Source organism: Variovorax boronicumulans NBRC 103145, from assembly GCF_001591345.1.
Taxonomy (GTDB): Bacteria; Pseudomonadota; Gammaproteobacteria; order Burkholderiales; family Burkholderiaceae_C; genus Variovorax; species Variovorax boronicumulans.
Map to the genome: position 1 here is coordinate 1 of NZ_BCUS01000011.1, position 23,598 is coordinate 23,598.

Below are 23,598 nucleotides of genomic sequence, written 5' to 3' on the forward strand. Positions count from 1 at the left end.
TCGGCGCGCGAGCGGGCCTCGGCGGCGGCCAGCGCGTCGGCGTGTTCGGCATCGGGCCAAGGCTCGTCGGCCGCGCGCCGCTGCACGCGCAGGATCGACGAGTACACCGACGGCAGGCGCCGCTCGGGGTAGTCGGCACCGGCGTTGGGCTCCAGCAAGGCGAGCGTGGCCAGCACGGCGTCGTACTGCACCACCTGCTGGCTCATGAGGCGGTGCGCGATGCGCGCGTCGGTCTCGAAATCCTGCTGGAGCCGGGTCAGCTCGGCGCGTGCGAACCACACGGCGCCGGCGGCCGTGAGCACCACCCAAGCCAGCCACCAACCGCCCCGCGTACGCAACCACTGTGTCATGGCGCGGATTGTGCCCGGCGCCGACGGGCCTCCCCGCTTGGCCGAAAATGCGGACCCAGACATGGCTGACGTGCAGGACTCCCTCTTTTCCGACCTCCCCGAACTTCCGCGCCCGGCCGAAGCGGCCGGCGCGCCGGCGCCTTCGCCGAAGAAGCCGCGCGGCGCCACCGTGAAGCCCGTGGCACCCGACGCAGCACTGGTCGCTCTCGCCGCCGAGTTGCCGCCGCAGCTGCGCCTGGGCACCTCGTCGTGGAGCTATCCGGGCTGGGCCGGCCTGGTCTGGGACGGCGACTACGCCGAAACCGTGCTCTCGAAGAACGGCCTGTCGGCGCTCGCCCAGCACCCGCTGCTGCGCACCGTGAGCCTGGACCGCAACTTCTACCGCGCCCTCACGGCCAGCCAGTACGCGCGCTACGCGGCCATGGTGCCGGACGACTTCCGCTTCGTCGTGAAGGCCCCGAGCCTCGTGACCGACGCCACCGTGCGCGACGAAAGCGGCCGCGGCACGCAGGCCAACCCGGTGTTCCTGAGCCACGAGATCGCGCTGCAGGAGTTCGTGCAGCCGGCGCTCGACGGGCTGGGCCACCGCATCGGCGCGCTGGTGTTCCAGCTGAGCCCGATCCCCGCGCACCTGCTGGCCGACCAGCCCGCGCTGATCGCGCGCATCGGCGCCATGCTGGCGGCGATGCCCGACCTGAAGCCGACCGCGCCCGACGCCGTGCTCGCCGTCGAGGTGCGCGACCCGCAGCTGCTGTGCCCCGCCTTCGCCGACATGCTGCGCAGTGTGGGCGCGACCTTCTGCATGGGCCTGCACGCGAAGATGCCGCCCATCGAGGACCAGCTGCCGATGCTGCGCGCCCTGTGGCCCGGGCCGCTGGTGTGCCGATGGAACCTGCACCGCCGCCACGGCCGCTTCGGCTACGAAGACGCCGAAAAACTCTACGGCCCCTTCGACAAGGTGCTCGACCCCGACCCGGAAACCCGCGCCGCGCTGGCCAAGGTGATCGCCGGCACCACGGGCGCCGGGCAAAACGCCTTCGTCACCGTGAGCAACAACGCCGAAGGCTGCGCGCCGCTGACCATCGCCTCGCTGGCGCAGGACATCGTCGACCGGATCTCCCGCTAGGACGCCCGCCATGCCTTCGATTTCGTTCCGGCCGCTGCAATCCACGGACTTCGCGATGCTCCAAGACTGGCTGTGTCGCCCGCATGTGGCCGAATGGTGGACGCCCGTGCCGACGCTCGCCGAGGTCGAGGCCGACTTCACGCCGATGCTGGCGCCTGACTCGCCCGACCGCGGCTACATCGCGCTGTACGACGGGCAGCCTTTGGGATTCATCCAGTCGTACGTCGTGATGGGCTCGGGCGACGGCTGGTGGGAAGACGAGCGCGATCCGGGTGCGCGCGGCATCGACCAGTTCCTGGCGCAGGCGGACCAATTGAATCGCGGACTTGGCAGCGCGATGGTCCGCGCCTTCACGGCCCAGCTGTTCGCCGACCCGGCGGTGACGCGCATCCAGACCGATCCGTCACCACGCAACGCCCGCGCGATCCGCAGCTATGCCAAGGCCGGCTTCCACGCGCTCGGCGAAGTGACCACGCCCGACGGGCCCGCGCTGCTGATGGTGCGCGAGCGCGACGTCTAAGCCGCAGGCGGCGCGGCGCCGAGGTCGCACCACATGTGGACCTTCGACGAGAACGCGCCATCGAGCACGGTGGCCATAGGCTCGACGCCGAAGACCTGGAAGCCGCAGCGTTCGTACAGCGCCTGCGCCGGGCGATTGCCTTCCGTCACCGTCAGTTGCACCACGCGCACGCCGTCGAGCGTGCGTGCATGCGCGAGCAAGGCCTCCACCAGCTGCCGACCGGCGCCCGCACGCCGTTCCGATTCCGCCACCACCATGCCGAACAAGGTCGCCTTGTGGCGCGTGCGCTGCCGCGATTCGCGGCCCAACCCCGCCGCGCCGATGAGCCCACCGGCGGCATCGAAGGTGCCGTACACCACCTCGGCAGCATCGGCGTCCGTGCGCAGGCGTGTCTCCCACCAGGCGGGCGGCAGGCTGGCGCGCTCCTCGACCGTGGACGTGAACGCCTCGGGGTGCCGCGCGTAGGCGTCAAGCATCAGCGCGCGGTAGGCCGGCGCATCGGCGGGAACCAGCCGGCGAACGGTGGGAGCGGCTTCAGAAACGGGCACAGACGGACTGCCTTTCCTGCAACACCGCTTCTTGCGCGAAGCGCTGGCGGTAGGTGTCGATCAAGGTGGCGATGGCCGCGTCGGCCTTCGCGTCGCGCGGGTGCAGCAGCACGACCAGCTTCGACGGCTCGCGTACCACCTGCCCCGACGCACCACGCCACTGGCCGGCGGCGTCGAGCACGGTGAAGCCTTGCGGAAAGGCCGGCGTCACGCGGGTGTCGAGAAAGTCGGCCCAGTCGGCGTCGGACACCTGACCGCCCGTGGGGATGGCGCGGCCGAAATAGAGGGTGTCGCGCTCGAAGGCTTCGAAGCCCGTTGCGCAGTGGCCGAACGGCCCTGCGGCGCAGCCTGCAAGCACCGCAGCGGCCAGCGCGCCCGCCACGCCTGCGCGAAACAGCCTGTGGCGTGCGACGTTGCTCATGCCGGCCCCTCGGTCTTTCAGGCCTCGGGCGCGATCGATTCAGCGTACTCGTACAGCGCGCCCAGGATTTCCTCGCCGCGCTCGTCGGCGTTCTCGGACAGCGCATCGACTTCGCTGAACAGCGCCTCGATGGTGCGCGCCCCGCCCTCGCCCTTGAACAGGCGCGCCACGCGCAGCGCTTCCCAGCGCTCGGCTTCTTCCTCGTTCAGCGATTCGGGCCAGTTGCGTGCGCGGTAGCGGAAGAGGATTTCTTCGAGCCGCCCGTCGTCGAAGGCCACGCGCTCCTTGACGAGCCCCTCGGGCGACAGCCCGCGCAGCTGGTTCAGGCGCCGGCGGTCGCCGTTGCCGACGAAGCCGCCGTAGAGGTCTTCATCGACATCGGGCGTCGCCTCCTTCGGACGGGAAAAGACCTGCGACCAGATCGCGCTCATGTCGGGCAGGTCGCGCGCGATGGCGGCGTGGCGCATGGCGGTGTCCATGTCGACGCCCCAGCGCTCGGCCATGGCCGGTGCCAGCGTGCGCAGGTTGCCAACCACCATCGGCGACTTGTTCAGGTGCACGCTCTTCATCGGCAGCCGCGTCACGCCTTCGGGCAGATCGGCGGTGCGCGTGAACAGGCGCAGGCGCAGCGTCTCGGCGTCGAGGTCGCGCAGCTCGCTCGGGTCTTGCGACAGGTCCCAGGCCAGCAGCTCGTTCTTGTTGGTCGGGTGGCTGGCCAGCGGCCACATCACGGCCAGGCAGCCGCGCTCGACCGGGAACATGCCCGACACGTGCAGGAAGGGCTTGGCGGTCTCGCGCATCGCGGGCAGGCCGAGCTCCATCGCCACGCGGTCCTTCTTGTGCAGGCCGAAGGCGAAGTCGAAGAGCTTGGGCTGCTTGTCGCGGATGAGCCGCGCCAGCGCGATGGTGGCGCGCACGTCGGACAGCGCATCGTGCGCCGACTCGTGCAGCAGGCCGTTGGCGCGCGCCAGGTCTTCGAGCTTGAAGCTGGGCTTGCCGTCTTCCTTCTTCGGCCACTCGATGCCGTCGGGGCGCAGCGCATACGTGAGGCGCACCACGTCGAGCAGGTCCCAGCGGCCGCAGTCGTTCTGCCATTCGCGTGCGTAGGGGTCGATGAGGTTGCGCCAGAACAGGAAGCGCGTGACCTCGTCGTCGAAGCGGATGGTGTTGTAGCCCACGCCGATGGTGCCGGGCTGCGAGAAGGCCTGCTCGATGTGGGCCGCGAACTCGTGCTCGGGAATGCCGCGCTCCAGGCAGACCTGCGGCGTGATGCCGGTGATCAGGCAGGCCTCGGGGCTGGGCAGGTAGTCCGGCGCGGGCTTGCAGTAGATCATCAGCGGCTCGCCGACTTCGTTGAGCTCGGCGTCGGTGCGGATGGCCGCGAACTGCGAGGGACGGTCGCGGCGCGGCACGGCGCCGAAGGTTTCGTAGTCGTGCCAGAGAAAGGTGTGGTTCATTCAGAGCAAGGGAGAAAACAGTCGCGCAATGGCATCGCCGAGGCGGCGCCAGAAAGTCTGCGGGCGGTGGGCGCGCACCGCGCCAGAGCTGTGCAGGTCGGTTTCGAACTGCGCCGCCAGCGGCTGGGTCAGCGCGGGCCCGTAGACCACGGCGCAGACCTCGAAGTTGAGCCGGAAGCTGCGGTTGTCGAAATTGGCGGTGCCGATCATCGCGCAATGGTCGTCGACCACCAGCGTCTTGGAGTGCAGCATGCGCTCCTTGTACTCCCAGATCTTGACGCCGGCGGCGATCAGCTCGTCGAAGTACGAACGCGCGGCGGCGCTCACGATGGCCGAGTCGCTGCGGCGCGGCACGAGCAGCCGCACGTCGACACCGCGCAGCGCCGCGCTGGTCAGCGCCATCAGCGCGGGCTCGCCCGGCACGAAGTACGGCGTGGTGAGCCAGGCCCGGCGCGTGGCCGAATGGATGGCCTCGACGTGCATGCGGTGGATGGCCTCGAAGGCGTTGTCGGGGCCGCTGGTGACGATCTGCACCGGGATGTCGCCCGCTTCCACCTGGGGCAGCAGCGCGTCCAGCACGGCGTCGGAGCGGTGCTGCTTTTCGCCGGTGGCGTAGCTCCAGTCCTCGAGGAAGGTGGTCTGCAGCCAGCGCACCGCACTGCCTTCGATGCGCACATGCACGTCGTGGTACGCGTCCTTGGGGTTGGTGCGCTTGTCTTCCTCGTCGGTGATGTTCACGCCGCCCGTGAAGCCCACGCGGCCGTCGCACACCACGATCTTGCGGTGGGTGCGGTAGTTGGTCACGGGGCGCAGCCGCCGGCCGATCTTGGTGTCGTGGAACAGCGCCACCTCCACACCCGCCGCGTGCATCGGCGCCATGAACTTGCGGCCGATGCGCTTGGAGCCGAGCGCGTCGAGCAGCAGGCGCACCCGCACGCCGGCCTGTGCGCGCTCGACCAGCAGGTCGCGCAGCGCGGTGCCGATGCGGTCGGGCTCGAAGATGTAGTACTCGAGGTGGATGTGGTCGCGCGCCGCGCGCACGGCCTCGAAGATCGCGTCGAAGGTGCGCGCGCCGCCCGAGAGCAACTCGACGCCCGTGGCGCTCGACACCGGCAGGCCGCAGGCGGCGGTGCCCAGCCGGGCCATCTGCTGCAGCGCCGGCGGCGCATGCTGCGAGGCGTCACGCAGCCGCGCCAGGTCGGCCTGCGCATGCGCGTTCGCGCGGTTGCGCAGGCGCTTGAGCCGCTGCTTGCGCAGCCGCTGCGGCCCCAGGAAGTAGTAGACGATGAAGCCCGCGAACGGCAGCAGCGCCAGCGACAGGATCCAGCTCATGGTGGACACCGGCGCGCGCTTTTGCATCACGATCCAGATCGACAGCACGGCGATGTAGCCGCTCCACGCCAGGGAGAGGCCGGTTTTCCATTCGTGGCTGAGTTCGGGGAGGATCAAGGCAAAAGCGGGTGAAGGCGGAGTGTTTTCGGCCGGCCCAAAGAAAAAGGCCAGCAGCGAATGCTACCGGCCTTTGACTTCGTTCCTCAGAGAGGCGGGATCAGCCCGTGGCGGCTTCCTCGGCTTCGGGCTTCGACTTGCCTTCCTTCTTCGGGATCGGCTGGATGTCGAGCAGCACTTCGTCCTTCTCGTCGAGGTCGACTTCGAGGCGACCGCCATCGGTCAGGCGACCGAACAGCAGCTCGTCGGCCAGCGCACGACGGATCGTGTCCTGGATCAGGCGCTGCATCGGACGTGCGCCCATCAGCGGATCGAAGCCCTTCTTCGCCAGGTGCTTGCGCAGCTTGTCGGTGAAGGTGACCTCGACCTTCTTCTCGCTGAGCTGGGTTTCCAGTTGCAGCAGGAACTTGTCGACCACGCGCAGGATGACCTGTTCGTCGAGCGCCTTGAAGTTGACGATGGCGTCCAGACGGTTGCGGAACTCGGGCGTGAAGAGGCGCTTGATGTCGCCCATTTCGTCGCCGGCCTGCCGCGCGTTCGTGAAGCCGATGGTCGCCTTGTTCATGGTCTCGGCACCCGCGTTCGTCGTCATGATGATGATGACGTTGCGGAAGTCGGCCTTGCGCCCGTTGTTGTCGGTCAGCGTGCCGTGGTCCATGACCTGCAGCAGCACGTTGAAGATGTCCGGGTGCGCCTTCTCGATTTCGTCGAGCAGCAGCACCGCGTGCGGCTTCTTCGTGACAGCCTCGGTCAGCAGACCGCCCTGGTCGAAACCGACGTAACCCGGAGGCGCGCCGATCAGGCGGCTCACCGCGTGACGCTCCATGTACTCCGACATGTCGAAGCGGATCAGCTCGATGCCCATGATGTAGGCCAGCTGCTTGGCCGCTTCGGTCTTGCCGACGCCCGTGGGGCCGGAGAACAGGAACGAGCCGATCGGCTTGTCGCCCTTGCCCAGGCCCGAACGCGCCATCTTGACCGCGGAGGCCAGCACTTCGAGTGCCTTGTCCTGGCCGAACACCACGCTCTTGAGGTCGCGCTCGATCGTCTGCAGCTTGCTGCGGTCGTCGTTGCTGACGTTGGCAGGGGGAATGCGCGCGATCTTCGCGACGATTTCCTCGACCTCGGTCTTGCTGATGGTCTTCTTGCGCTTGCTCGGCGGCAGGATGCGTTGCGCAGCACCGGCTTCGTCGATGACGTCGATCGCCTTGTCGGGCAAATGACGGTCATTGATGTACTTGGCGCTGAGTTCGGCCGCGGCCTGCAAGGCGGCCACCGCGTACTTCACGCCATGGTGTTCCTCGAAGCGCGACTTCAGGCCCTTGAGGATGTCGACGGTTTCCTGCACCGACGGCTCGACCACGTCGACCTTCTGGAAACGACGCGACAGGGCCGCGTCCTTCTCGAAGATGCCGCGGTACTCCGTGAAGGTGGTGGCGCCGATGCACTTGAGCTGGCCGCTGGAGAGCGCCGGCTTGAGCAGGTTCGACGCGTCGAGCGTGCCGCCCGAGGCTGCGCCCGCACCGATCAGGGTGTGGATTTCGTCGATGAACAGGATGGCGTTCGGCTTGTCCTTGAGCGACTTGAGCACGCCCTTCAGGCGCTGTTCGAAGTCACCGCGGTACTTGGTGCCGGCCAGCAGCGCGCCCATGTCGAGCGAGTAGACCTGCGCCTCGGCGAGGATCTCGGGCACGTCGCCCTGGGTGATGCGCCATGCCAGGCCTTCCGCGATCGCGGTCTTGCCCACGCCGGCCTCGCCCACGAGCAGCGGGTTGTTCTTGCGCCGGCGGCACAGGATCTGGATGACGCGTTCGACTTCGTACTCGCGGCCGATCAGCGGATCGATCTTGCCGTCCTTGGCGAGCTGGTTGAGGTTTTGGGTGAACTGCTCGAGCGGCGAGGCCTTCTCGTTGCGTTCGCCGCCGCCCTCTTCGCCTTCACCTTGAGGCGCTTCGCCGCTGCCCTTGACGGCTTCCGGCGGATCGCTCTTCTTGATGCCGTGGGCAATGAAATTGACCACGTCCAGGCGGGTGACGCCCTGCTGGTGCAGGTAGTACACGGCGTGCGAATCCTTCTCGCCGAAGATCGCGACCAGCACGTTGGCGCCGGTGACTTCCTTCTTGCCGTTGCCGGTGGACTGCACATGCATGATGGCGCGCTGGATCACGCGCTGGAAACCCAGGGTGGGCTGGGTGTCGACATCATCGGTACCCGCCACTTGCGGCGTGTTGTCCTTGATGAAGTTGGTGAGCGACGCCCGCAGGTCGTCGACGTTCGCCGAGCAGGCGCGCAGAACTTCCGCGGCGCTCGGGTTGTCCAGCAAAGCGAGCAGCAGATGTTCCACGGTGATGAACTCGTGGCGTTGCTGCCGGGCCTCGACGAAGGCCATGTGCAAGCTGACTTCCAGTTCCTGGGCAATCATGTGATTTCCTTTTGCCTTGCTGTAAATAAGTTCTCAGATGGGTTGGAGCGCGTGCAATTCAACTGGTTCACGCGACCGGTTCGCTGACACATTGCAGCGGGTGCCCTGCCTGCTGCGCGGCCTCCATCACCTGATTGACCTTGGTGGCCGCCATGTCGCGGGAATAAACCCCACAGACACCCCGGCCATCGAGGTGGATCTTGAGCATGATCTGGGTCGCCGTTTCTCGGTCCTTGCTGAAGTATTCCTGCAGGATGACGATCACGAACTCCATCGGCGTGTAGTCGTCGTTCAGCATGACGACCTGGTACATCTGGGGCGGCGCCGTTTTTTGCGGGCGGCGCTCCAGAACGACCGAATCTCCGTCGTCGCCCGCCGGTTTCTGCGCCGGTGGGGTGCTGGGAGTTTTGGGAATTCTCGTTGCCATGAAAAAGATTCTATAGAGCGTGCAAGCACCGTGCCGACGCCAACAGACTTGGTGACGCCTATTCGACAAATCAAGAGGCATGCGTCGTGTACGACAGCACGAAGACAGACGTAAAAAAACCGGCAGATTGCCGGTCTTTTTTACAGATTGCGCAGGACCGGGCCTTTGGGCGCCGGCAATTTCCGGCCCGGCACCCGGCTCGCAACCGGCAGATCGGGTGGCAAGGCATCGATTTCTTCGTCGGTGAGTTCGCGCTCGGGGGCCGACTCTGCTTCCCGATGAACGGCGGCGGGCAGCGCGAGCGGCACCGTTGAGTTTTGCGGCTCGGAATCCTCGTGCAAGGCCGGTATTGGTGGCGATGCTCTCGGCCGCTGCGTGGGTGACGGTGCGACGGGCGGCGCAACCGGCCCTCCTCTTCTGCCCGCCAAAGGGGGGGGCGCTGGCGACAACGCCTGCCATTCAGCCAGCCGCCGCGCATCCTGCTCAGCCTGCCACCGCGCCAGTGCCAAGCGTTGCGCTTTCTGATGTGCGGTCTGCTGTTGCCCGAGCAGCGCCAATTCGGCGCGGATCGCCAGCCGCATCTGTTCGCGCTCCGAATCCGAGGCACGGCGCTGCGCGTCGAGTTGCCTGCCGAGCCTGTGCGAGAACACCCAGAGGCCGAGCAAGGCGCCAGCGGCGCCGACCGCGAAGCAGATGACAAGAAAGTTGGCCTGGATCAGCGTCACAGCGAAGCCTCCTCGTCGGCATCCCATTTGCGCAGCAGATCAAGTGGAATGGCATCGGCCACCTGGGAAAACCGCAGGCCGGTCATGCGTTCGGCCTGCTTGAGCAACACGGCGACAGGACTGCTCGGCTCGTGGTCCTCGAACCATCGGCGGGCCTTGCGAATGTCACGCAGGATCTCGTCGCGTGTCGCGAGGCCCTCGCCCGCTGGCGTGCTTGCCGGCCACGACGGAAGCGGATCAGGCCTTGCTGCGGCCGCGGCAGGCGGCGCCGATGACCCGGTTCGCTGGAATGGGGCCAGCAACCGCACCAGCGGATGCAGCGGAGGCGCGTCCGGCCCCAGGTGCTGGCCAGCCCAGGCGACGATCTGCGCCGCCGCCTCGGCCGCTTGCGCCAACAGGCGCAGCGGCGCCTGGTCGTCGCCCGACGCCGCGGCCGCGAGGTCTGCCAGCTGCTGCGCCATGGCCTCCGGACTGGCTGCGTCCGGCGCCCGGGGCATTGCAAAAGCGCGCTCGACTTCACGCACCGTCAGGTGCCGCGCGGCATTGGCGGCAATGACCACCTCGCGCACGTCGCTCAACAGGCCCTCCGGATCGGCCAATGCGGCGAGTGCATTGGCACGCACGGCCGGGTCGCGCTCGCCTTCGATCACCAGCTGGGGATGCACCGCTTCGGGCCAGGTCCGCAGCGCCTCGACCAGCAGCACCAACGACTGCGCAAGCCCTGCCGCCTGCGCCAGCCGGGTGCGTGCGCGGCACAGCCAGACAAAGAGATTGATGTCCCGGGTCCGCAACAACAGCCGGCGGCAGTCCCGTTCGATCTCGGCCCAGTTCGGCGCGTCGGGGGCTCCGACGAACTGCCCGTATTGCGCATCGCCACGCGGGGACATGCGCGCCAGCAGGACGGCGTATTCGGCGTCGTATTCCAGGCTGGGGCCGCAAGGCGCCGCCGCGCTGAAGGGGGACAGCCGGTCGCCCGCCTCGCTGCGGACGCGCGTGGCGTAGGCGGTGGGCTCGGCGTCGGTGTGGATGGGGGCAGTCATGGAGCAGGTTCTCCCAATGAAAGATTCAGCGCGCCGCGGCCGCTTGGCCGTGATGGCGCGAGCCGATGTACGCCTCGGGCTCGAACACCATGCCGACGGTGTAGCCGGGCGTCGAACGCGGCGTATCGACGGCAGGCCGCCCGCCTTCCGCGCGGCCGGAACCGCCAAGCCAGGTGGACCACCCGAGCTTCTCGGCGTCGTCGAGCCGTGCCGGCGGGGTGCTGTCGTTGCGCACACGCAGTTCCACCTCCCAGACGAATTCGTAGCCGACAAAGCCGCGCACCCATTCGACGAGCAAGCCCAGGTCCTGCCCCTGAGGGGTGAAACGCAGGTACTGCTCCAGGCTCAGCGGGCCGAGCACGAGCCGGAACTTGTTCTGCCGGTCGGCCACGACCTCCCCCGCCATGGCCCCGACGCCCATGATGCTGGAGGTCCGCGCGCGCCCCAGGTGGCTCTGGTCCTCGGGATCGATCCGGATCCAGTGGCGCACGAACTCCTGCAGCTGCACGGGCACGGCGAAAAAGTGCGCCAGCGTGGCGGCCAGCCCGTCGGGGTTGCGGGCTTCGCGGGCCAGATGGGTCGAGGCCGCCAACCGGGCGTGCGCGGGCAGCACCGAATCGCGGATCTCGAGCGGGTCGTGCCCCGTCAGGCGTGCGATGTAGCGGCTGAACGCCTCGTCCTCGGACCGGTCGAGCCCGGCAGCGGCCTGCCCTTGCGCCCACGCCCGGTACATGTGCGTCAGGTAGCGGTGATGGAACAGGTCGAGAAAGTCCGCGAGGGTGCTGTCGTTGTGGTTTTCCGTGCGGTCCCGCACCAGTTCGGTGTAGTGCAGCGGCAACGGGCCGTTGGGGCCCAGGAGCCCGAGGCCGTACAGGCGCACGACCGGCAGCGTCGGGTTGTTGCCGGACCGCGTCGGCGACGCACCCGGCACCCGGCGCTCCGACTCGCCGGGCAGCACCACGCTGGCGATTTCGCGCGGCGCGAAGGTCAAGGCCGCCGCCTGCCCCAAACGGAACGGCTCCTGCTGGGGGCGCCTGGCCAAGCCGACGGGGGGATGCTGCAGGTGGGACGCGCCGAAGCGCCTCAACAGGGACAGGAAGCCGAACCTCCACGGCGCACGCCGCAATCGTCCCAGCATGTCTTGAAGCGTCCCCCCGGGGGCGGCCTCCGGGGACTTCGTCATGGCTTCCCCTCGCCTTCGTCGCTGCCCACGCGGTGCGGCGTTGTCGACCCCAGGTGAAGATGGCTGTCAGGCGACAGGTCATGGTGCTCTTGCCGTGTCAGGCTGGGCAATGGCGCTCGGCTGTCGCGCGCCAGTTCCGGGGCGAACAGGCCCAGCACATCCTCGGGCACCTCCTGGTCGAGCAAGCCTGATCTCACGAGGGGCTCGAAGTCTTCGATGATCCGGTCGATGCCCTCGCGCGGCAGCAGGATGTCGCGCAGCAACGGGTACGGCTCGGCCTGCCGACGCAAGTCGTCGAGCGTGGGCGCGGCTTCGTTGCCCGATGCCAGCAGGCCCTCCCAGTCGACACGCCCCGAGAGTTGAGCGGGATCGCGCACGACGCGGACGAACTCCTCGTGCAGTTCGTCGAGCAGGCTGGCCGGGCGGCCATCGCCACGGGCCGGCGGGCTTGCCGGGCGCGCCGCAGGTCGTGCTTGCGCAGCCACGGGGGCATCACCGAGCAGCCCCGCCAGGACATCGGCAACGGGCGACGGCTGCGCCCCTGCGATGTCGAGAACGCCGAAGGGGTTCGCCAGCACATCCACGTGTTCGTCGCGCTCGCCGCCCTCCGGACGGTCGTTGAAGGCCAGTACACGCAGATCAAAGGGCTGCGCGTCGGACGCGGATGCGGGCGTGTGCGACGCCGCACCTCGGTCGGCATCGGAGGACTCTCGCTGCTCAGGCGCCTTCGTACCTGACCGCCTCACGTCGGCCGGGGCACCTTGCTCGACCGTGAAACGCAGCAACCCGAGTTCCAGCGTGTCCCCCGGCGCGACCGGCACGCTCACTCCTGCGGGCACGCGCTCGCCCCGACACACGCACATCAGCGTGTGGCTGCTGTTCGTCAAACGCCATTCCCCCGCACTGTCGCTCCATGCGATGCGGCACAGATTGGCCGCGCGCCATTGCGCTTCGCTCTGACGCTCCCCACACAGCTGAAGCGCATCGGCCATGCCGGCGCCGGAGGGAGGGATCGACAACGCGCCACGCCGCGGCTCCCCGTTGCTGTGCGTGAGTTGCAGGCGCAACGGCGTCTTTTCGGGGTCGCCCTCCCCTGTTTCCATGTGGATCATGGTGCGTCCCCCCAGAGCTTCTGCAATCGGTTGGCCGCCCCGATGAAGCGCCCTTGCGCGTCCTGCTGCCAGAACGCCATTTCCGCTCGGGCGCCCTGCAGCCGGTTCGGCCAGTCAGCCCATGGCAGAAAGCGAACGCCTTGCAGCGCCGCAGCGGGATCGTCCGGCAGCGCGGGCCCCGCCCCACGTTCGAGCAATGCCTGCATCTGCCTGCGCCTATGCGCGCGGTTGCTCTCGTCCTTCAATCCCGCACGCCCGTCCTGCGACTGTTGCGCGCGCCACAGCGCCCGCACTGTGCGCTCCAGCACACGCAGATCGGCCGCCCCCTGGGCACAGGCATGCCGGGCCACGGCACGCGCAAGCCAGAACTGCCAATCCAGGGGCTCCTGCACCTGAGCGCCGAAGTGCGCCTGCGTCCAGCGTGGATGCGCCAGTTGGTAGACAAGCAAGGGGTGGTGCCGACCCACCTTGTCAACGGACGGCGCGATCACGCCCAGCACGAAGCGCCGCCGCGCGAACGCCAGCGTTCCTGGCGGAAGCACGAAGGCAACGGGAATCGCCATGGCACGTGCCGTGGCGTCCGCTCCGGCATGGCGGCACTGCTGGGCCAGCCAGGGCATCCACGCGTCCGGTTCCCCGTGGCGGACGCCGCTGCGAACGAAATCCGCCTGCCCGGGAAGCTCTCCCCAGATGGCGGGCGGGGTGACGTGCCACGCGGCACGCAGCATGCTCCACATCCGCATGGGTCAGGCTGCGCGTCCAGGGCAACGAAAGCCCTTGAGCACATCGCTACCGAGGGGATTCGGCTGACTGCCCGAACTGACATCGATCAACGCCCTGCGGCCGTCGAACGCATATTCCACGCTCAATCGCCCCGGCGTGGCCGTGCTCACGATGCGCCCTTTCTCCAAGAGCCGAAACAAGGCCCACGGTCCATGGGCCAGGAAGGTCGAGGTCGGGTTCGAAATGCGGGGATTGGCCGTGATCTCCGCCATCGCCCCGCCGCGGGGCCCCGGCCAGTTCACGGCAAAGGCCTGCACCGGGCCATGAACGTAGCGCTGCCCTTGCCCGTCGATGTCGATGACCAGTTCGGTGATGCTGGGCTCGAGCTCGAGCACACGCAGGTCGATTTTCCAGGCCAGCTTCTTGCCGCCTGCGTCGCGGAAGAACAGGTCGCGAATCTGCTGTGCGCGGTAGAAGGCATCGAGACTCGGACCACTCTGGGCCAGAAGCTTGAGCAATTCACCGAGCAAGGTCGGGCCGGAAGTGGCCGGCTTCAGCCCGGCGCCATTGCCTGCCGCCGCGTCGATGCCGACCATGGCATTGGCCACATTCGGATCCTTGTAGCGCCACGGCCGCACGCTCATGTCGACATAGGGGGCGAGGTGCTTGTTGAAGAACTCGTCCGCAGCCCCGCCTGCAGCGAACACCAGCGAAAAGTCTTCGATGGACGCGTCCTGCGTCACGGCGGCCAGCGGGTATCGCCCTTCCACGCCGCGCTTGCAGGGCTCGCTGACCTGCATCGCCATCAACCCCATGATGCGGTCGAGCTGCAGTTGAGCCTGGCTGCGCAGGATGCCGGTGGAGCCGAGCATCACCTTGTCGCCACCGCTGGCGGCCAGCGCCGTCAGGACCTCACGAAAGGGCGCCGGCAATTTGCCGGCCTCCAGCTTCAAACGGGCGCCGACCTCGGCACCTCCGGGAGGCAGGCTTCCGGCTGTGAGCGCCGTGTCTGCCACGACCAGCAAGGTGTAGAACTCGTTCAGCAGGCCAGAGATGTTTTCGAGCCCCGGCTTGCCCGCAGCGGCACCGGCGCTGGTCACGCCAATGTCGGCCTGCCCCGTGACGACCTCGCGCAGCGCGGCGAAGCGGTTGTCGACGATCTGCTTTTCAAGCCGCTCCTCGGCCCGGATGCCGAGGTTCCGGCCGATGGCGTTGGTCTGCTTGTTCAGTTCGTCGGTGGCCTTGTCGAGGAAGCCTTTTTCCTCCTGCGTGCGAACCACCAGCGGGCGCGACAAGGTGGTCTCGCGGGCTGCCGCTCTCGCCAACCGTGCCAGCGGAGAGTCCGGCGCGGCAAGCTGCCGCAGCACGCTCAGATCGAAGCCAAGGCTCGTTCCCGTGGTGTCGCTGCCGCTCACGGTGCGGATCGACTCGAGAAAGGACTCCCAATGCTGGGCGTACTCCGCCAAATACTGGCGCCGGATGTCATCGAGCAGCGGATCGTTGCGCAGCTTGCGGGCCGCTTCATCGAGCAGCGCTGGTGTTTTCATTTGCGTGGCCAAGGTCGCGCCGCCCTGCGCGCCGCGCCCCATGACCCATGCATCGTCGTCGAGGGCCCGCACCACGAATTCCGGCAAGCGCTTGTTGAAGACCTCGTGGTAGCCGTCATAGGTGAACAAGCCTGCCACCCCTTTTTCCAGGGGCAACCCGCCTGCGCGGGAAAACACGGTCCCGGCTTGGGGTCCGACCGCGCGCACCAGCGTGAACTCCTGGGGCGCCTCGGACAGCATGGCGGCCTTGGCGCGTTCATAGACGCGCTGACTCGAGGTATTGCTGTCCAGGAAGTTTTGCACTGCGCGCACCAGCGCCTCGTTGGGCAGCGATGCGGACTGCACTGGTCGAGCACCGGAGAACAGAGCCGTGACATGCCCCACCATCGATGCCCGGCCGCCAAAGGCGGCAGCGCTGTCAGCCCTCTCCCAGTCTTTCAACACCCAGTTGCGTACATCCTGCGCCCCGCCCTGCATGTAGCGCTCCTTGTCGTGCAGCAGCTTGTAGACGCGCAAGACCTCGTACGCGGTCTTGGCATCGCCGTCATTCATGCTCTGCTTCAGCACGCTCTCCATCCGCTGCAGGACGGAGGGAAGCAGGGTGTGATCCTGCAGTTGGGCGTAGGTATCGCTGGCCGCATCCAGCACCGGAGGCACCGTGTAGAGGCCGTAGAGAAAGCTGCCGGGCGGGTTGTCGATGTCGAGGCCCGAATAGCCCGGCAACTCGCGCGCCCCGCTGAGCACGTCCGGAACCCCTGCGGGCTTGAAATCGGCGAACAACTGGCGCACCTGCACGGTGAGCGCTTCGGCGCGCTGGCCCACGGCGCTCAGGTACTGGCGGTTGTTGCCGAAGCTCAGGGCCAGCGCGCCGGCAAGCCACAGGAAGATCACCACGGCCAGCGCATGCCCCGTGAGACGCAACAACCGGAAGCGGAACTCCCAGCGCAGATTGGGGCGCACCAGATGCGCCTCGGGAATGATCACCTTGGTCAGCAGGTCCTGCAGAAAGAACCCTTGCTGTCCCCGCATGGGCGAGGCCATTCTTCCCGGTGGCTTGACCCCCTCTTCGTTGCCGGCCGCAGATGCGCCGCCCGCCCCCAGGCCCAGACTGCGCTGCAGACGCTGAAACAGCGTGCCGGCATCGGCAGGCATTTCCAGGTCGGCCTGGGCGCCACTCGTGAAATAGACACCACGCAGCGTGTCGTGCAGCTGGGTTCCGTCGAAACGCGACGCCAGGAACATCTCGTCGAGCATTGGCACCAGGAGCGCCGACATGCCGGCCAGTTCCTGGGGCAACGCGAACAGGCGCTTCCTGCGGTCGACGTCGAATTCCTCGTTCAACCGGGCGCGCAAACCCGCCGCCAGGCGGTCCTTGAGCAACGCCAGCTCCGCCTCGATCTGGGCGCGCAGCGGCTCGCGGTCGCGCACCGCCGCGCGCGAGCTCTGGATGCCGTGGAACGGCAGCGTGAAGCCCCAGGTCTGGGTGCGGCCTTCACTGGTGAGGGATTGGAAGTACTCGCTGAAGCCCCGCAGCAGATCGATCTTCGTCACGATCACATAGACCGGGAAGCGGATGCCGAGCTCCTGGCGCAGATCAGCCAACCGGTCTCGCACCATGCTTGCATGCTCTGCGCGTTCCATCTCGGACATCGTGAGCAGCTCGGCCGCATTGAGCGCGACGATGACGCCGTTGAGCGGCGCGCGCGTGCGGTGCTTGCGCAGCAGCCCCAGAAATCCCCGCCACTCAATGGGGTCCGAGACCGGGTTGCTTTCCTGCGTGGTGTAGCGGCCGGCCGTGTCGATCAACACGGCCTCGTTCGAGAACCACCAGTCGCTGTTCAGCGTGCCGCCTTCCGACCTGAGCACCATGCTTCTGGACGCGTGCCCCATCTGGCGCGCCAAAGGAAACTGCAGTCCGGCGTTCAGGAGCGCCGTCGTCTTGCCCGCGCCCGGACTGCCGACGATCATGTACCACGGCAGTTCGTAGAGGTAGCGCTTGCCCTCCAGGATCCTGCGAAGCCCGCCGCGTCCACGCAAACCCTTCAGCTGGGCCAGGGCACGGGTGACCGTGGCGGTGACTGTCTTGAGCTCCTCTTTCGCGCTGTCGTCCTTGTCGGCATCCTGGCCAAAGCGCAGGAACTTCGCGAGCAGATCGTCGTTGTTGCGCAAGGCCTGCCAGAGACGGTAGAGCCAGTACACCGCGTACATCACAAGGATGGCGCAGATGACCATGGTGCGCACCCAGAGCGGCGCCAATGGCTTCGCCGCCCCGATGGCCAGCAGAGGCCCTGCATGCCATACGAGCAGGCAGAGCGCAGCCACGCCCAACAGGCTGTAGGGGCCCGACACCATCCAGAGAAGGCCGAGCACGAGCAGCATGACGATGAAGGTCACGCGCACCCCGACCGAGGCGAAGGGGCGAAGCCCATCCACCGCGAGCAGCGGGCCGATGAACCAGATCGCGAGGGCCAGCAGCACCATCGCGAGGAAGGCCAGCATCTGTCGGGAAAACAGGAAGGCCAGGAACTGTTTGAGATATTGCATGAGTGATGGATTCCTGCCTTGCGTCTAGCGCGGGGCGACGGCTGGCGGCTTCACTGGACCCGCGCTGGCGTTGGCGCTGACGCCAGTGCCCTGCGTGACCATGATGTCGACGCGCCGGTTGCGGGCACGTCCCGCAGCAGTGGCGCTGTCTGCGATGGGAACCGTGGCGCCGCGCCCCTCGGTCTGGATGCGCGACGGCACGACGCCCTTGCCCGTCAGCACTTCGGCCACGGCCTGTGCCCGCTTCTCGCTCAGGACCTGGTTGTCGGGAAACTCGCGCGTGCGAATCGGCTGGTTGTCCGAATGGCCGGTGATCTGGACCGTGCCGGAGACCTGGTTGATCTCGTCAGCCACCTTCGCCAGCACGGGAAGAATCCGTGCACTGAGGCGCGCCTGACCGAGGACGAACATCTCGTCGCCCTTGAAGGTGACGATGCTGCGGCGCTCGTCTTCGTCCACGCTCACCGTTTCTCGCTCGATTTCGCTCGCCAGCAATTCCTTCAGGCGCAGCGGCTTGACGGGAGGCGCCGGCGGGGGACGCAGCCGGCCGATGGCTGCAATGCGCTGCTGCAGATCGGCGCTTGACTGCAACAGCTGGTACTTGTACCAGGCAAACAGGCCGAACAGGATCAGCGTCAGCACCGAGCCAGTGACCCACACCGGCACACTGCGCAGCAAGCGAAACTTGCCAGCCCCCACACCCTTCCAATGCGGCGACAGGTCGCTCGGGACATCGCCGCGCGCGTTGCCCAGCAAAGAGAACAGCCGATGACGAACCGTTTCAAGCTGCCGGCGCCCGTTCGCCGCGGTGCTGAAGCGACCTTCGAAACCCAGCCCGAGGATCTGGTACAGCACTTCGAGCAGATCCACGTGCTCTTGCGGGCTCGCGGCGAGGCGGCCCACGAGAAGGAAGAACTTGTCACCGCCTTTGGTATCGCCGTGAAATTTCGCGGCCAGCTGTTGGCCAGCCCAGATACCGGCCTCTCCGCCCTGCCCGCCGCCCCACGGCGTGCTGTTGGCCGCTTCGTCGAGCGCAGTGCACAGCGCGTAGCTCGCGGCCACCACATGTTCGTGCCGGACCTGCGCAGTGGTGCAGATGGATTGGAAAGCGGCCACCTCGCGCTCGAGCAACTGATGGAACAACGCCACGCCGTCGCTTTCCAGCGCAGCGGGCATGTCTGCCAGGGCCCGCAGCAAGGGCTGGGCCGCCTCCAGCAAAGGATTCTGAGCCGCGGCGACCACGGTCAGGCGCTCCTGCGTCGAGGACTCGGACACCAGATGTGCGACGTCGGCCGACTCGCCGAACAGTTCTCCATCGTCGGATCCGTCGCCTGGGGCGGTTTCACCGCCTCCCGCGGGCGCCTCGTTGAATTCTTCTTTGTAGAGCATTGGAGCGTTGGAAAAATGAACGGGCCGAGCCCGATGAAAAAAACGAAGACTGCTCAGGCCTCGCACTCTGAGCTGTCGTTGACGATCTGCTCGAAGCTGCTGTTCTGGATGTGGCTGGTCTTCATGCGGCAATCGACCATCCGCCACACGCCGGAGCCCTGCGAGTTGTCGATCAGGACGGTGGCCGCCAGCGGTGTCCCGCGCCGGCGCTGGCGGCCGATGGCGAAGGTCATGTGGTCGAACCGGCAGTCGTCGATGGTCAGACGGGTGCCGGCCACCAGCACTTCACCGCGACCTGTGCAATTGCGAAAGGTGACCTCCCCCATGCACCCCACGCCTTCGTGCGCCGCGGGTGCAGAGCTTCCGCCGTCAAAGCTGCACGCCTGGAACAGGACGCCGGTGCTTCCATCGCCCCCACAGACGATCGAACGCCCAGCCGAACTGCATTGGGTGAAGCTCACATCGGTCATCACGCCGAAGTCGTGATGGGGTGCCAGAAACCGGCAGTCGATGAATTTGCAGCCCGACATCGATGCCAGCTTGATGTTGCCGTCCCCTGCGAAGTCGCATCCGACAAAGGTCAGGTTCTTCCAGGACACGCCGACGAAGGCGCCCGAGGCCATGTGCGCACCGGCGATGGTCATCGCGGCCGAACTGCCGTCGAGCAGGCGGATGTACTCTTTCTGGAGACTGGTGATGGGTGTGGTCATCTGCGCCTCCGATCAACGGTTCTCTCTGTGCTCGACGCCGTGTGCGTCAACCCACCGCCCCGACCATCGGATCGGATGCAGCTGCTGCGCCCAGAACCCTCGCGGGACGTAGTCGCCAACGACCCCATAGCCATCCGGCCAGATCTTGTTCTTGTCGGCTTTGACCGCCGTACCGAACAGGTAGTCCCAGAACGCAAAATGCGCGGCATAGCATCGGTCCAGGCCTTCCGCGTCCCGGCTGTGATGCCAATGGTGAAAGTTCGGTGCCACGATGAGATAGCGCAGGGGCCCCAGCCGCACCGATGCATTGGTGTGGTTGAACACGGCCTGCACGCCCGCGATCAAGACGTAGACGTTGATCACGCTCTGTGAAAAGCCCAGCAAGAACGCTGGCGCCAGGATCACCACCGTCGAGATCACCGTTTCCACGCCATGGGTCCGGCTTCCGGAGATCCAGTCCATGTGTTCAGCGCTGTGATGGGTCGAGTGCAGTCGCCATCCAATGGCGGTCTCGTGATAGAAGCGATGCAGCCAGTACCTTCCGAAGTCGGTGATCAGCAAGAGCAGGAGCAGTGCGTAGCCGAACGGGAGCTGTCGGACCCAGCCGCGCAACGTGCCCTGTGCGGCGGGATTGATATCTGCAAGTGCACCGCTCACGCCATACAAGACGGCATAGACGAGAAACAACGTCACGCCAATGAGCAAGTGGCCTGTGACGAAGTACATGAAGTCGGTCTGCCAGTCTTTCCTGAAAACCGGCATTTCTGGCTTCAGGGGTCGAAGCTTTTCGATCGTGGTGAAAAGCAAGGTTGTCGCCAGCAAATCGAAGATCAACCAGTCAACCCCCAGATAGGGGACAACAGCCAGCTGCCCCGCAACAGGAAGCCAGCCATTGCCCGTTGCACTGACGCCCAACTTTGACCCCACAACGGCCACGGCCAACCAGAGCAATGCCCATGCAGACAGGCGTCGAACCCGTCCGAAGACAACGTTGAACAACGCCAAGGTTCCGCACAATGCCATCGCGCTCAGCAACACGATTCGCATCACATCGAAGCTCAGGTACTCACGCACCTTCGGCGTGCTGAGGAAATCCGGAAACTGGAACAACAACACGCCCAGCATGCTGAAGTTGGCCAGCACCAGTGCGATCATTCCGCTCACCATCCCTTTGCCCGATCGCAAAGGTCCATGCGACAGCGCGAGCTCGGCGCCCTTCTTGATCTCGTAGACGACCCCTTCGTACAAACAGGTCGGAAATTTCAGGGGGTTCATTTTTCCCTCACTCCCCAAAGCTCCATGCGCAACCCCGGAAACTCGCCCGCGACATGCAGCGCCAGCCCACCGTGCTTGACCATGTGCTCCCACAACGGACCGCGAGGATCGATCTGGAAGTAGACAAAGCCTGCATTGAAGGGAATCTGACGCGGCGGAACGGGCAAGGTCTGCAGCGGTATCCCCGGCAGATGGGACCGAATGAGCTCGGTCAACCTGTCGCTCGGCCCCACCTTGCAGCGGGCGGGAAACTGGCTCGCCAACTGCTCCGGCGGCGTGTGTGCCGCGACCGCAAACACCAGGCTGGAGAAGCCCTGCAACTCCGCGGGCTCGACGCTCGCAACGCGCACACCATTGGGTCTTGACGCCAAGGGGATGCTCTGGGCGCTTCGCACGAGCACGTCGTTCAGCAAGGCCTGCACATCCCCGATCAACTCCCTGAAGGAGAGGTACGGGTCGAGGTGTTGATAGGCAGGATGCGGTTGCGGGCGACGGGTGGTTCCGCGAACGAAGGTGGCCAACTCTCCGCTCAACGTGCGCAACGCGGTGTAGAGCATCTCTGGAGAGGTCTCACGCACCCGAAGCCAGTGCTCGAGCATGGGCTCGTAGCGGTTGAGGATCTGCAGCAGCAGGAAGTCGGACACTTCGGCAGTTTCGCTGGACTTGCCGTCGTTGCCACTCAGCCGGGCGGCCAAGGATTGCGCGCGCAGCTTGCACAAACCGTGCAGATTGGTGATCCAGTCCGCCAGCAAGGGGCTTGCGCCATAGCCTGCCACCGGTGGAATCAGGTGCGGGTCGACGGCGATGCTTCCGTCCGAGCGCAGCACCGTCACCTTCGCGAGCGGCAAGCCGATCCAGGCGTCGGTCAGTTCGCGTTGCGGCAGGAGACGCAGGCGCAGACGGGACAGTTGAACGGTCTTTGCACCCTGTCCGATCGAGTTGGCATCGCGCAGCTCCGCATCGAACACCGAAAACCGGGCCAATGACGACGCTGAGATGCCGGCGTCATCGAACGTCGTTTCTTCTCCATTGGGCGTCCGGATCGGCACCGCCAAGTGAATGACCTGCTCCAGATGCTCCGGCAAGATCGTGAGCGGCGCTGGCGGCAGCGTCTGGCCCGGTGCATCGAAGGGCGTGCCATCCGAGAAGATCCCCGCCGCGCTGGCCAGCACCAGCTTGCCCAGTGAGAGCGACTCCGCATCGATGCTGTAGTGGTTGAACCCCCAGTAAAAGGGAGTCAGCGAGGCGGCACGCTTGTGCGCCAGATGTTCGAGGTAGCGCTCCTGCTGTTGAAACAGCTGCGGACGCAGGAAGAGCCCTTCGCTCCAGGCGACTTTGTTGTACCAGCTCATGGGTTCGATCGTTGTGCTTTCGGGCCGCAGACGTGCTACTTGATGGGTGTCAGCTGGATGCCCTTGCCTTGAAGGGCGATCTCCAGCTTGACCTTGTTGGCGGGGATGACGGTGCGATACCAGGCGGCCTCGGGGGCAGGATCGACTTTCTGCACAAGGCGCCACTCGCTTTGTGCAAGCTCTCGATAGCCGGCGATCACGCCGATCACGCCGATCGCGGCGAGCTCGGGGTGCGACATGCGCCGGATCTTCTTGACCTCTCCGGGTCGCAGGATGAACTCATCGCGCACCAGAAGGTCGGTCCCCATCACGGTCTTGTCGCTGTTGTGCAGCGAGAAGTAATCGGCCGACTCGAAGGTTGCCTCCGACTTGAGCTCGTAGATGCGGACCATGATGGGTGCCGCCCTCCCCTTGTCGTCCGGGTTGACACCGGCTTCCGCAGTGACCGTGATATCGAGCTTGGTTTGCTCTCTTGGGTGTGAGAACTGCGCATATGCCAGCGAAGGCCCTGCCAACGCAACTGCCAATGCAAATCCCCACAGGCATGGAAACCCGGGACGCGACATCCACCTGGACAACCCGCGTCGGGACGCAACACTCCGGCACAGCCCTGGCATGTCGAGATTCATTTGGGAATCAAACTGAAAAAGGGAACGCAAAAGAACCGACTTCGATTCGCGCCTCCTCAACCCCCTTGCGCAAACCGAAGTCGAAAAGCCCCGGAAGGATCCGGGGCGAAGCGAAGGCTTCAGGACTCCTTGTTGCCCTTGATGTCGTAGCCCGCAGTGACGGCACCGCCGCTGCCGCCTTGTGCGTTCTGCACGGAGTACTCCTGCTTGATCTTGGAGAAGGAAAGGCGCACGCGCTCCTTGACACGCATCTCGTCCGAGTTCGAGCCGAAGGGCTGGATCGAGGTGATGATCACGTCGGAGAAGGTGAACTTCAGGTACTCCAGCGGGTTGCCGCCGGCCTTGCGAACCGTGAGCTTGGCCTCCTGCACGTGCTTGCCGGTCAGGCAGTACTTCATGAGGTTGGGACTCGAACGGTCGATGTAGTGGTCGAACTCGAGGTCTTCGACCGTCGCCTTGCCTGCGCCGCCGCCCGAGCCGGCGTGCATGGTGGATTCCTGGAAGGCTTTCCAGTTGAAGGCCAGAACCTCGATCTCGTTCTTGTGGTCCGAATCCTGCGATTCGCCTTCGATGCCGTTGATCTTCAGAAAAATGTCTTGTGACATGAGAAAACTCCCTGTATTTGAATTTGTCGGTAAATGACGAATGC

General features: G+C 66.3%; 20 protein-coding genes and 1 pseudogene. 2 read left to right on the top strand and 19 right to left on the bottom strand.

Going from position 1 to position 23,598, the window contains the following annotated elements:
• Nucleotides 1-350: pseudogene (locus tag VBO01S_RS05110) on the bottom strand (sensor histidine kinase); the annotation flags it as partial.
• Between the two features lie 61 nt (nucleotides 351-411).
• Between VBO01S_RS05110 and VBO01S_RS05115 the strand changes: the two are divergent.
• Together VBO01S_RS05115 and VBO01S_RS05120 are read left to right on the top strand one after the other, a co-directional pair.
• Nucleotides 412-1,476 (top strand): DUF72 domain-containing protein, encoded by a 1,065-nt coding sequence (locus tag VBO01S_RS05115; protein ID WP_062471439.1) that lies wholly within the window; start codon nucleotides 412-414, stop codon nucleotides 1,474-1,476.
• A 10-nt stretch (nucleotides 1,477-1,486) separates the two neighbouring features.
• A complete protein-coding gene (locus tag VBO01S_RS05120) occupies nucleotides 1,487-1,996 on the top strand; it encodes a GNAT family N-acetyltransferase (RefSeq protein ID WP_062471442.1) in 510 nt (169 codons plus the stop codon).
• Here VBO01S_RS05120 and VBO01S_RS05125 read toward each other — a convergent pair.
• The 18 genes from VBO01S_RS05125 to VBO01S_RS05210 form a co-directional block, all read right to left on the bottom strand.
• Nucleotides 1,993-2,544, bottom strand: coding sequence for a GNAT family N-acetyltransferase (locus VBO01S_RS05125; RefSeq protein ID WP_255221047.1), 552 nt, complete (start codon nucleotides 2,542-2,544; stop codon nucleotides 1,993-1,995). The two genes, VBO01S_RS05120 and VBO01S_RS05125, sit on opposite strands and share 4 nt — an antisense overlap.
• Entirely contained in the window at nucleotides 2,531-2,965 is a 435-nt protein-coding gene (locus VBO01S_RS05130) for a DUF3574 domain-containing protein (protein WP_062471445.1), read from the bottom strand. The genes VBO01S_RS05125 and VBO01S_RS05130 overlap by 14 nt, the downstream gene beginning before the upstream one ends.
• Before the next feature lie 17 nt (nucleotides 2,966-2,982).
• A complete protein-coding gene (gene sbcB / locus VBO01S_RS05135) occupies nucleotides 2,983-4,422 on the bottom strand; it encodes an exodeoxyribonuclease I (RefSeq protein WP_062471448.1) in 1,440 nt (479 codons plus the stop codon).
• Nucleotides 4,423-5,871, bottom strand: a complete 1,449-nt coding sequence (cls, locus tag VBO01S_RS05140; protein ID WP_062471451.1) for a cardiolipin synthase — start codon at nucleotides 5,869-5,871, stop codon at nucleotides 4,423-4,425.
• A 100-nt stretch (nucleotides 5,872-5,971) separates the two neighbouring features.
• A complete protein-coding gene (gene clpA / locus VBO01S_RS05145; protein WP_062471453.1) occupies nucleotides 5,972-8,293 on the bottom strand; it encodes an ATP-dependent Clp protease ATP-binding subunit ClpA in 2,322 nt (773 codons plus the stop codon).
• 67 nt (nucleotides 8,294-8,360) lie between these two features.
• Complete coding sequence (gene clpS, locus VBO01S_RS05150; RefSeq protein ID WP_062471456.1) at nucleotides 8,361-8,720, bottom strand: ATP-dependent Clp protease adapter ClpS; 360 nt, start codon at nucleotides 8,718-8,720, stop codon at nucleotides 8,361-8,363.
• A gap of 140 nt (nucleotides 8,721-8,860) precedes the next feature.
• Nucleotides 8,861-9,445 (bottom strand): hypothetical protein, encoded by a 585-nt coding sequence (locus VBO01S_RS05155; protein WP_062471459.1) that lies wholly within the window; start codon nucleotides 9,443-9,445, stop codon nucleotides 8,861-8,863.
• A complete protein-coding gene (locus tag VBO01S_RS05160; RefSeq protein ID WP_082817993.1) occupies nucleotides 9,442-10,485 on the bottom strand; it encodes a type VI secretion system protein TssA in 1,044 nt (347 codons plus the stop codon). The genes VBO01S_RS05155 and VBO01S_RS05160 overlap by 4 nt, the downstream gene beginning before the upstream one ends.
• 25 nt (nucleotides 10,486-10,510) lie before the next feature.
• The gene (gene tssG, locus VBO01S_RS05165; RefSeq protein ID WP_062471462.1) at nucleotides 10,511-11,668 is read right to left on the bottom strand and encodes a type VI secretion system baseplate subunit TssG; all 1,158 of its coding nucleotides are present in this window, start codon (nucleotides 11,666-11,668) and stop codon (nucleotides 10,511-10,513) included.
• On the bottom strand, nucleotides 11,665-12,780 hold the full coding sequence (locus tag VBO01S_RS05170) for a TagK domain-containing protein (RefSeq protein ID WP_062471465.1): 1,116 nt from the start codon (nucleotides 12,778-12,780) through the stop codon (nucleotides 11,665-11,667). The genes tssG and VBO01S_RS05170 overlap by 4 nt, the downstream gene beginning before the upstream one ends.
• The gene (gene tagF / locus VBO01S_RS05175; RefSeq protein WP_169805024.1) at nucleotides 12,777-13,508 is read right to left on the bottom strand and encodes a type VI secretion system-associated protein TagF; all 732 of its coding nucleotides are present in this window, start codon (nucleotides 13,506-13,508) and stop codon (nucleotides 12,777-12,779) included. Before tagF ends, VBO01S_RS05170 begins: the two co-directional genes overlap by 4 nt.
• Before the next feature lie 18 nt (nucleotides 13,509-13,526).
• On the bottom strand, nucleotides 13,527-17,594 hold the full coding sequence (gene tssM, locus VBO01S_RS05180; RefSeq protein WP_062471471.1) for a type VI secretion system membrane subunit TssM: 4,068 nt from the start codon (nucleotides 17,592-17,594) through the stop codon (nucleotides 13,527-13,529).
• A gap of 24 nt (nucleotides 17,595-17,618) precedes the next feature.
• Nucleotides 17,619-18,983, bottom strand: coding sequence for a type VI secretion system protein TssL, long form (gene tssL / locus VBO01S_RS05185; protein ID WP_082817994.1), 1,365 nt, complete (start codon nucleotides 18,981-18,983; stop codon nucleotides 17,619-17,621).
• A gap of 53 nt (nucleotides 18,984-19,036) precedes the next feature.
• Nucleotides 19,037-19,693 (bottom strand): hypothetical protein, encoded by a 657-nt coding sequence (locus tag VBO01S_RS05190; RefSeq protein ID WP_062471474.1) that lies wholly within the window; start codon nucleotides 19,691-19,693, stop codon nucleotides 19,037-19,039.
• Between the two features lie 12 nt (nucleotides 19,694-19,705).
• The gene (locus VBO01S_RS05195) at nucleotides 19,706-20,968 is read right to left on the bottom strand and encodes a sterol desaturase family protein (protein WP_082817995.1); all 1,263 of its coding nucleotides are present in this window, start codon (nucleotides 20,966-20,968) and stop codon (nucleotides 19,706-19,708) included.
• Complete coding sequence (gene tssK / locus VBO01S_RS05200) at nucleotides 20,965-22,320, bottom strand: type VI secretion system baseplate subunit TssK (protein ID WP_062471477.1); 1,356 nt, start codon at nucleotides 22,318-22,320, stop codon at nucleotides 20,965-20,967. Before tssK ends, VBO01S_RS05195 begins: the two co-directional genes overlap by 4 nt.
• A 35-nt stretch (nucleotides 22,321-22,355) precedes the next feature.
• Nucleotides 22,356-22,949, bottom strand: a complete 594-nt coding sequence (gene tssJ / locus VBO01S_RS05205) for a type VI secretion system lipoprotein TssJ (protein ID WP_062471643.1) — start codon at nucleotides 22,947-22,949, stop codon at nucleotides 22,356-22,358.
• A 119-nt stretch (nucleotides 22,950-23,068) separates the two neighbouring features.
• Nucleotides 23,069-23,554: an Hcp family type VI secretion system effector gene (locus VBO01S_RS05210; RefSeq protein ID WP_062471480.1), complete on the bottom strand. Its 486-nt coding sequence runs from the start codon at nucleotides 23,552-23,554 to the stop codon at nucleotides 23,069-23,071.
• Nucleotides 23,555-23,598: the final 44 nt, after the last annotated feature.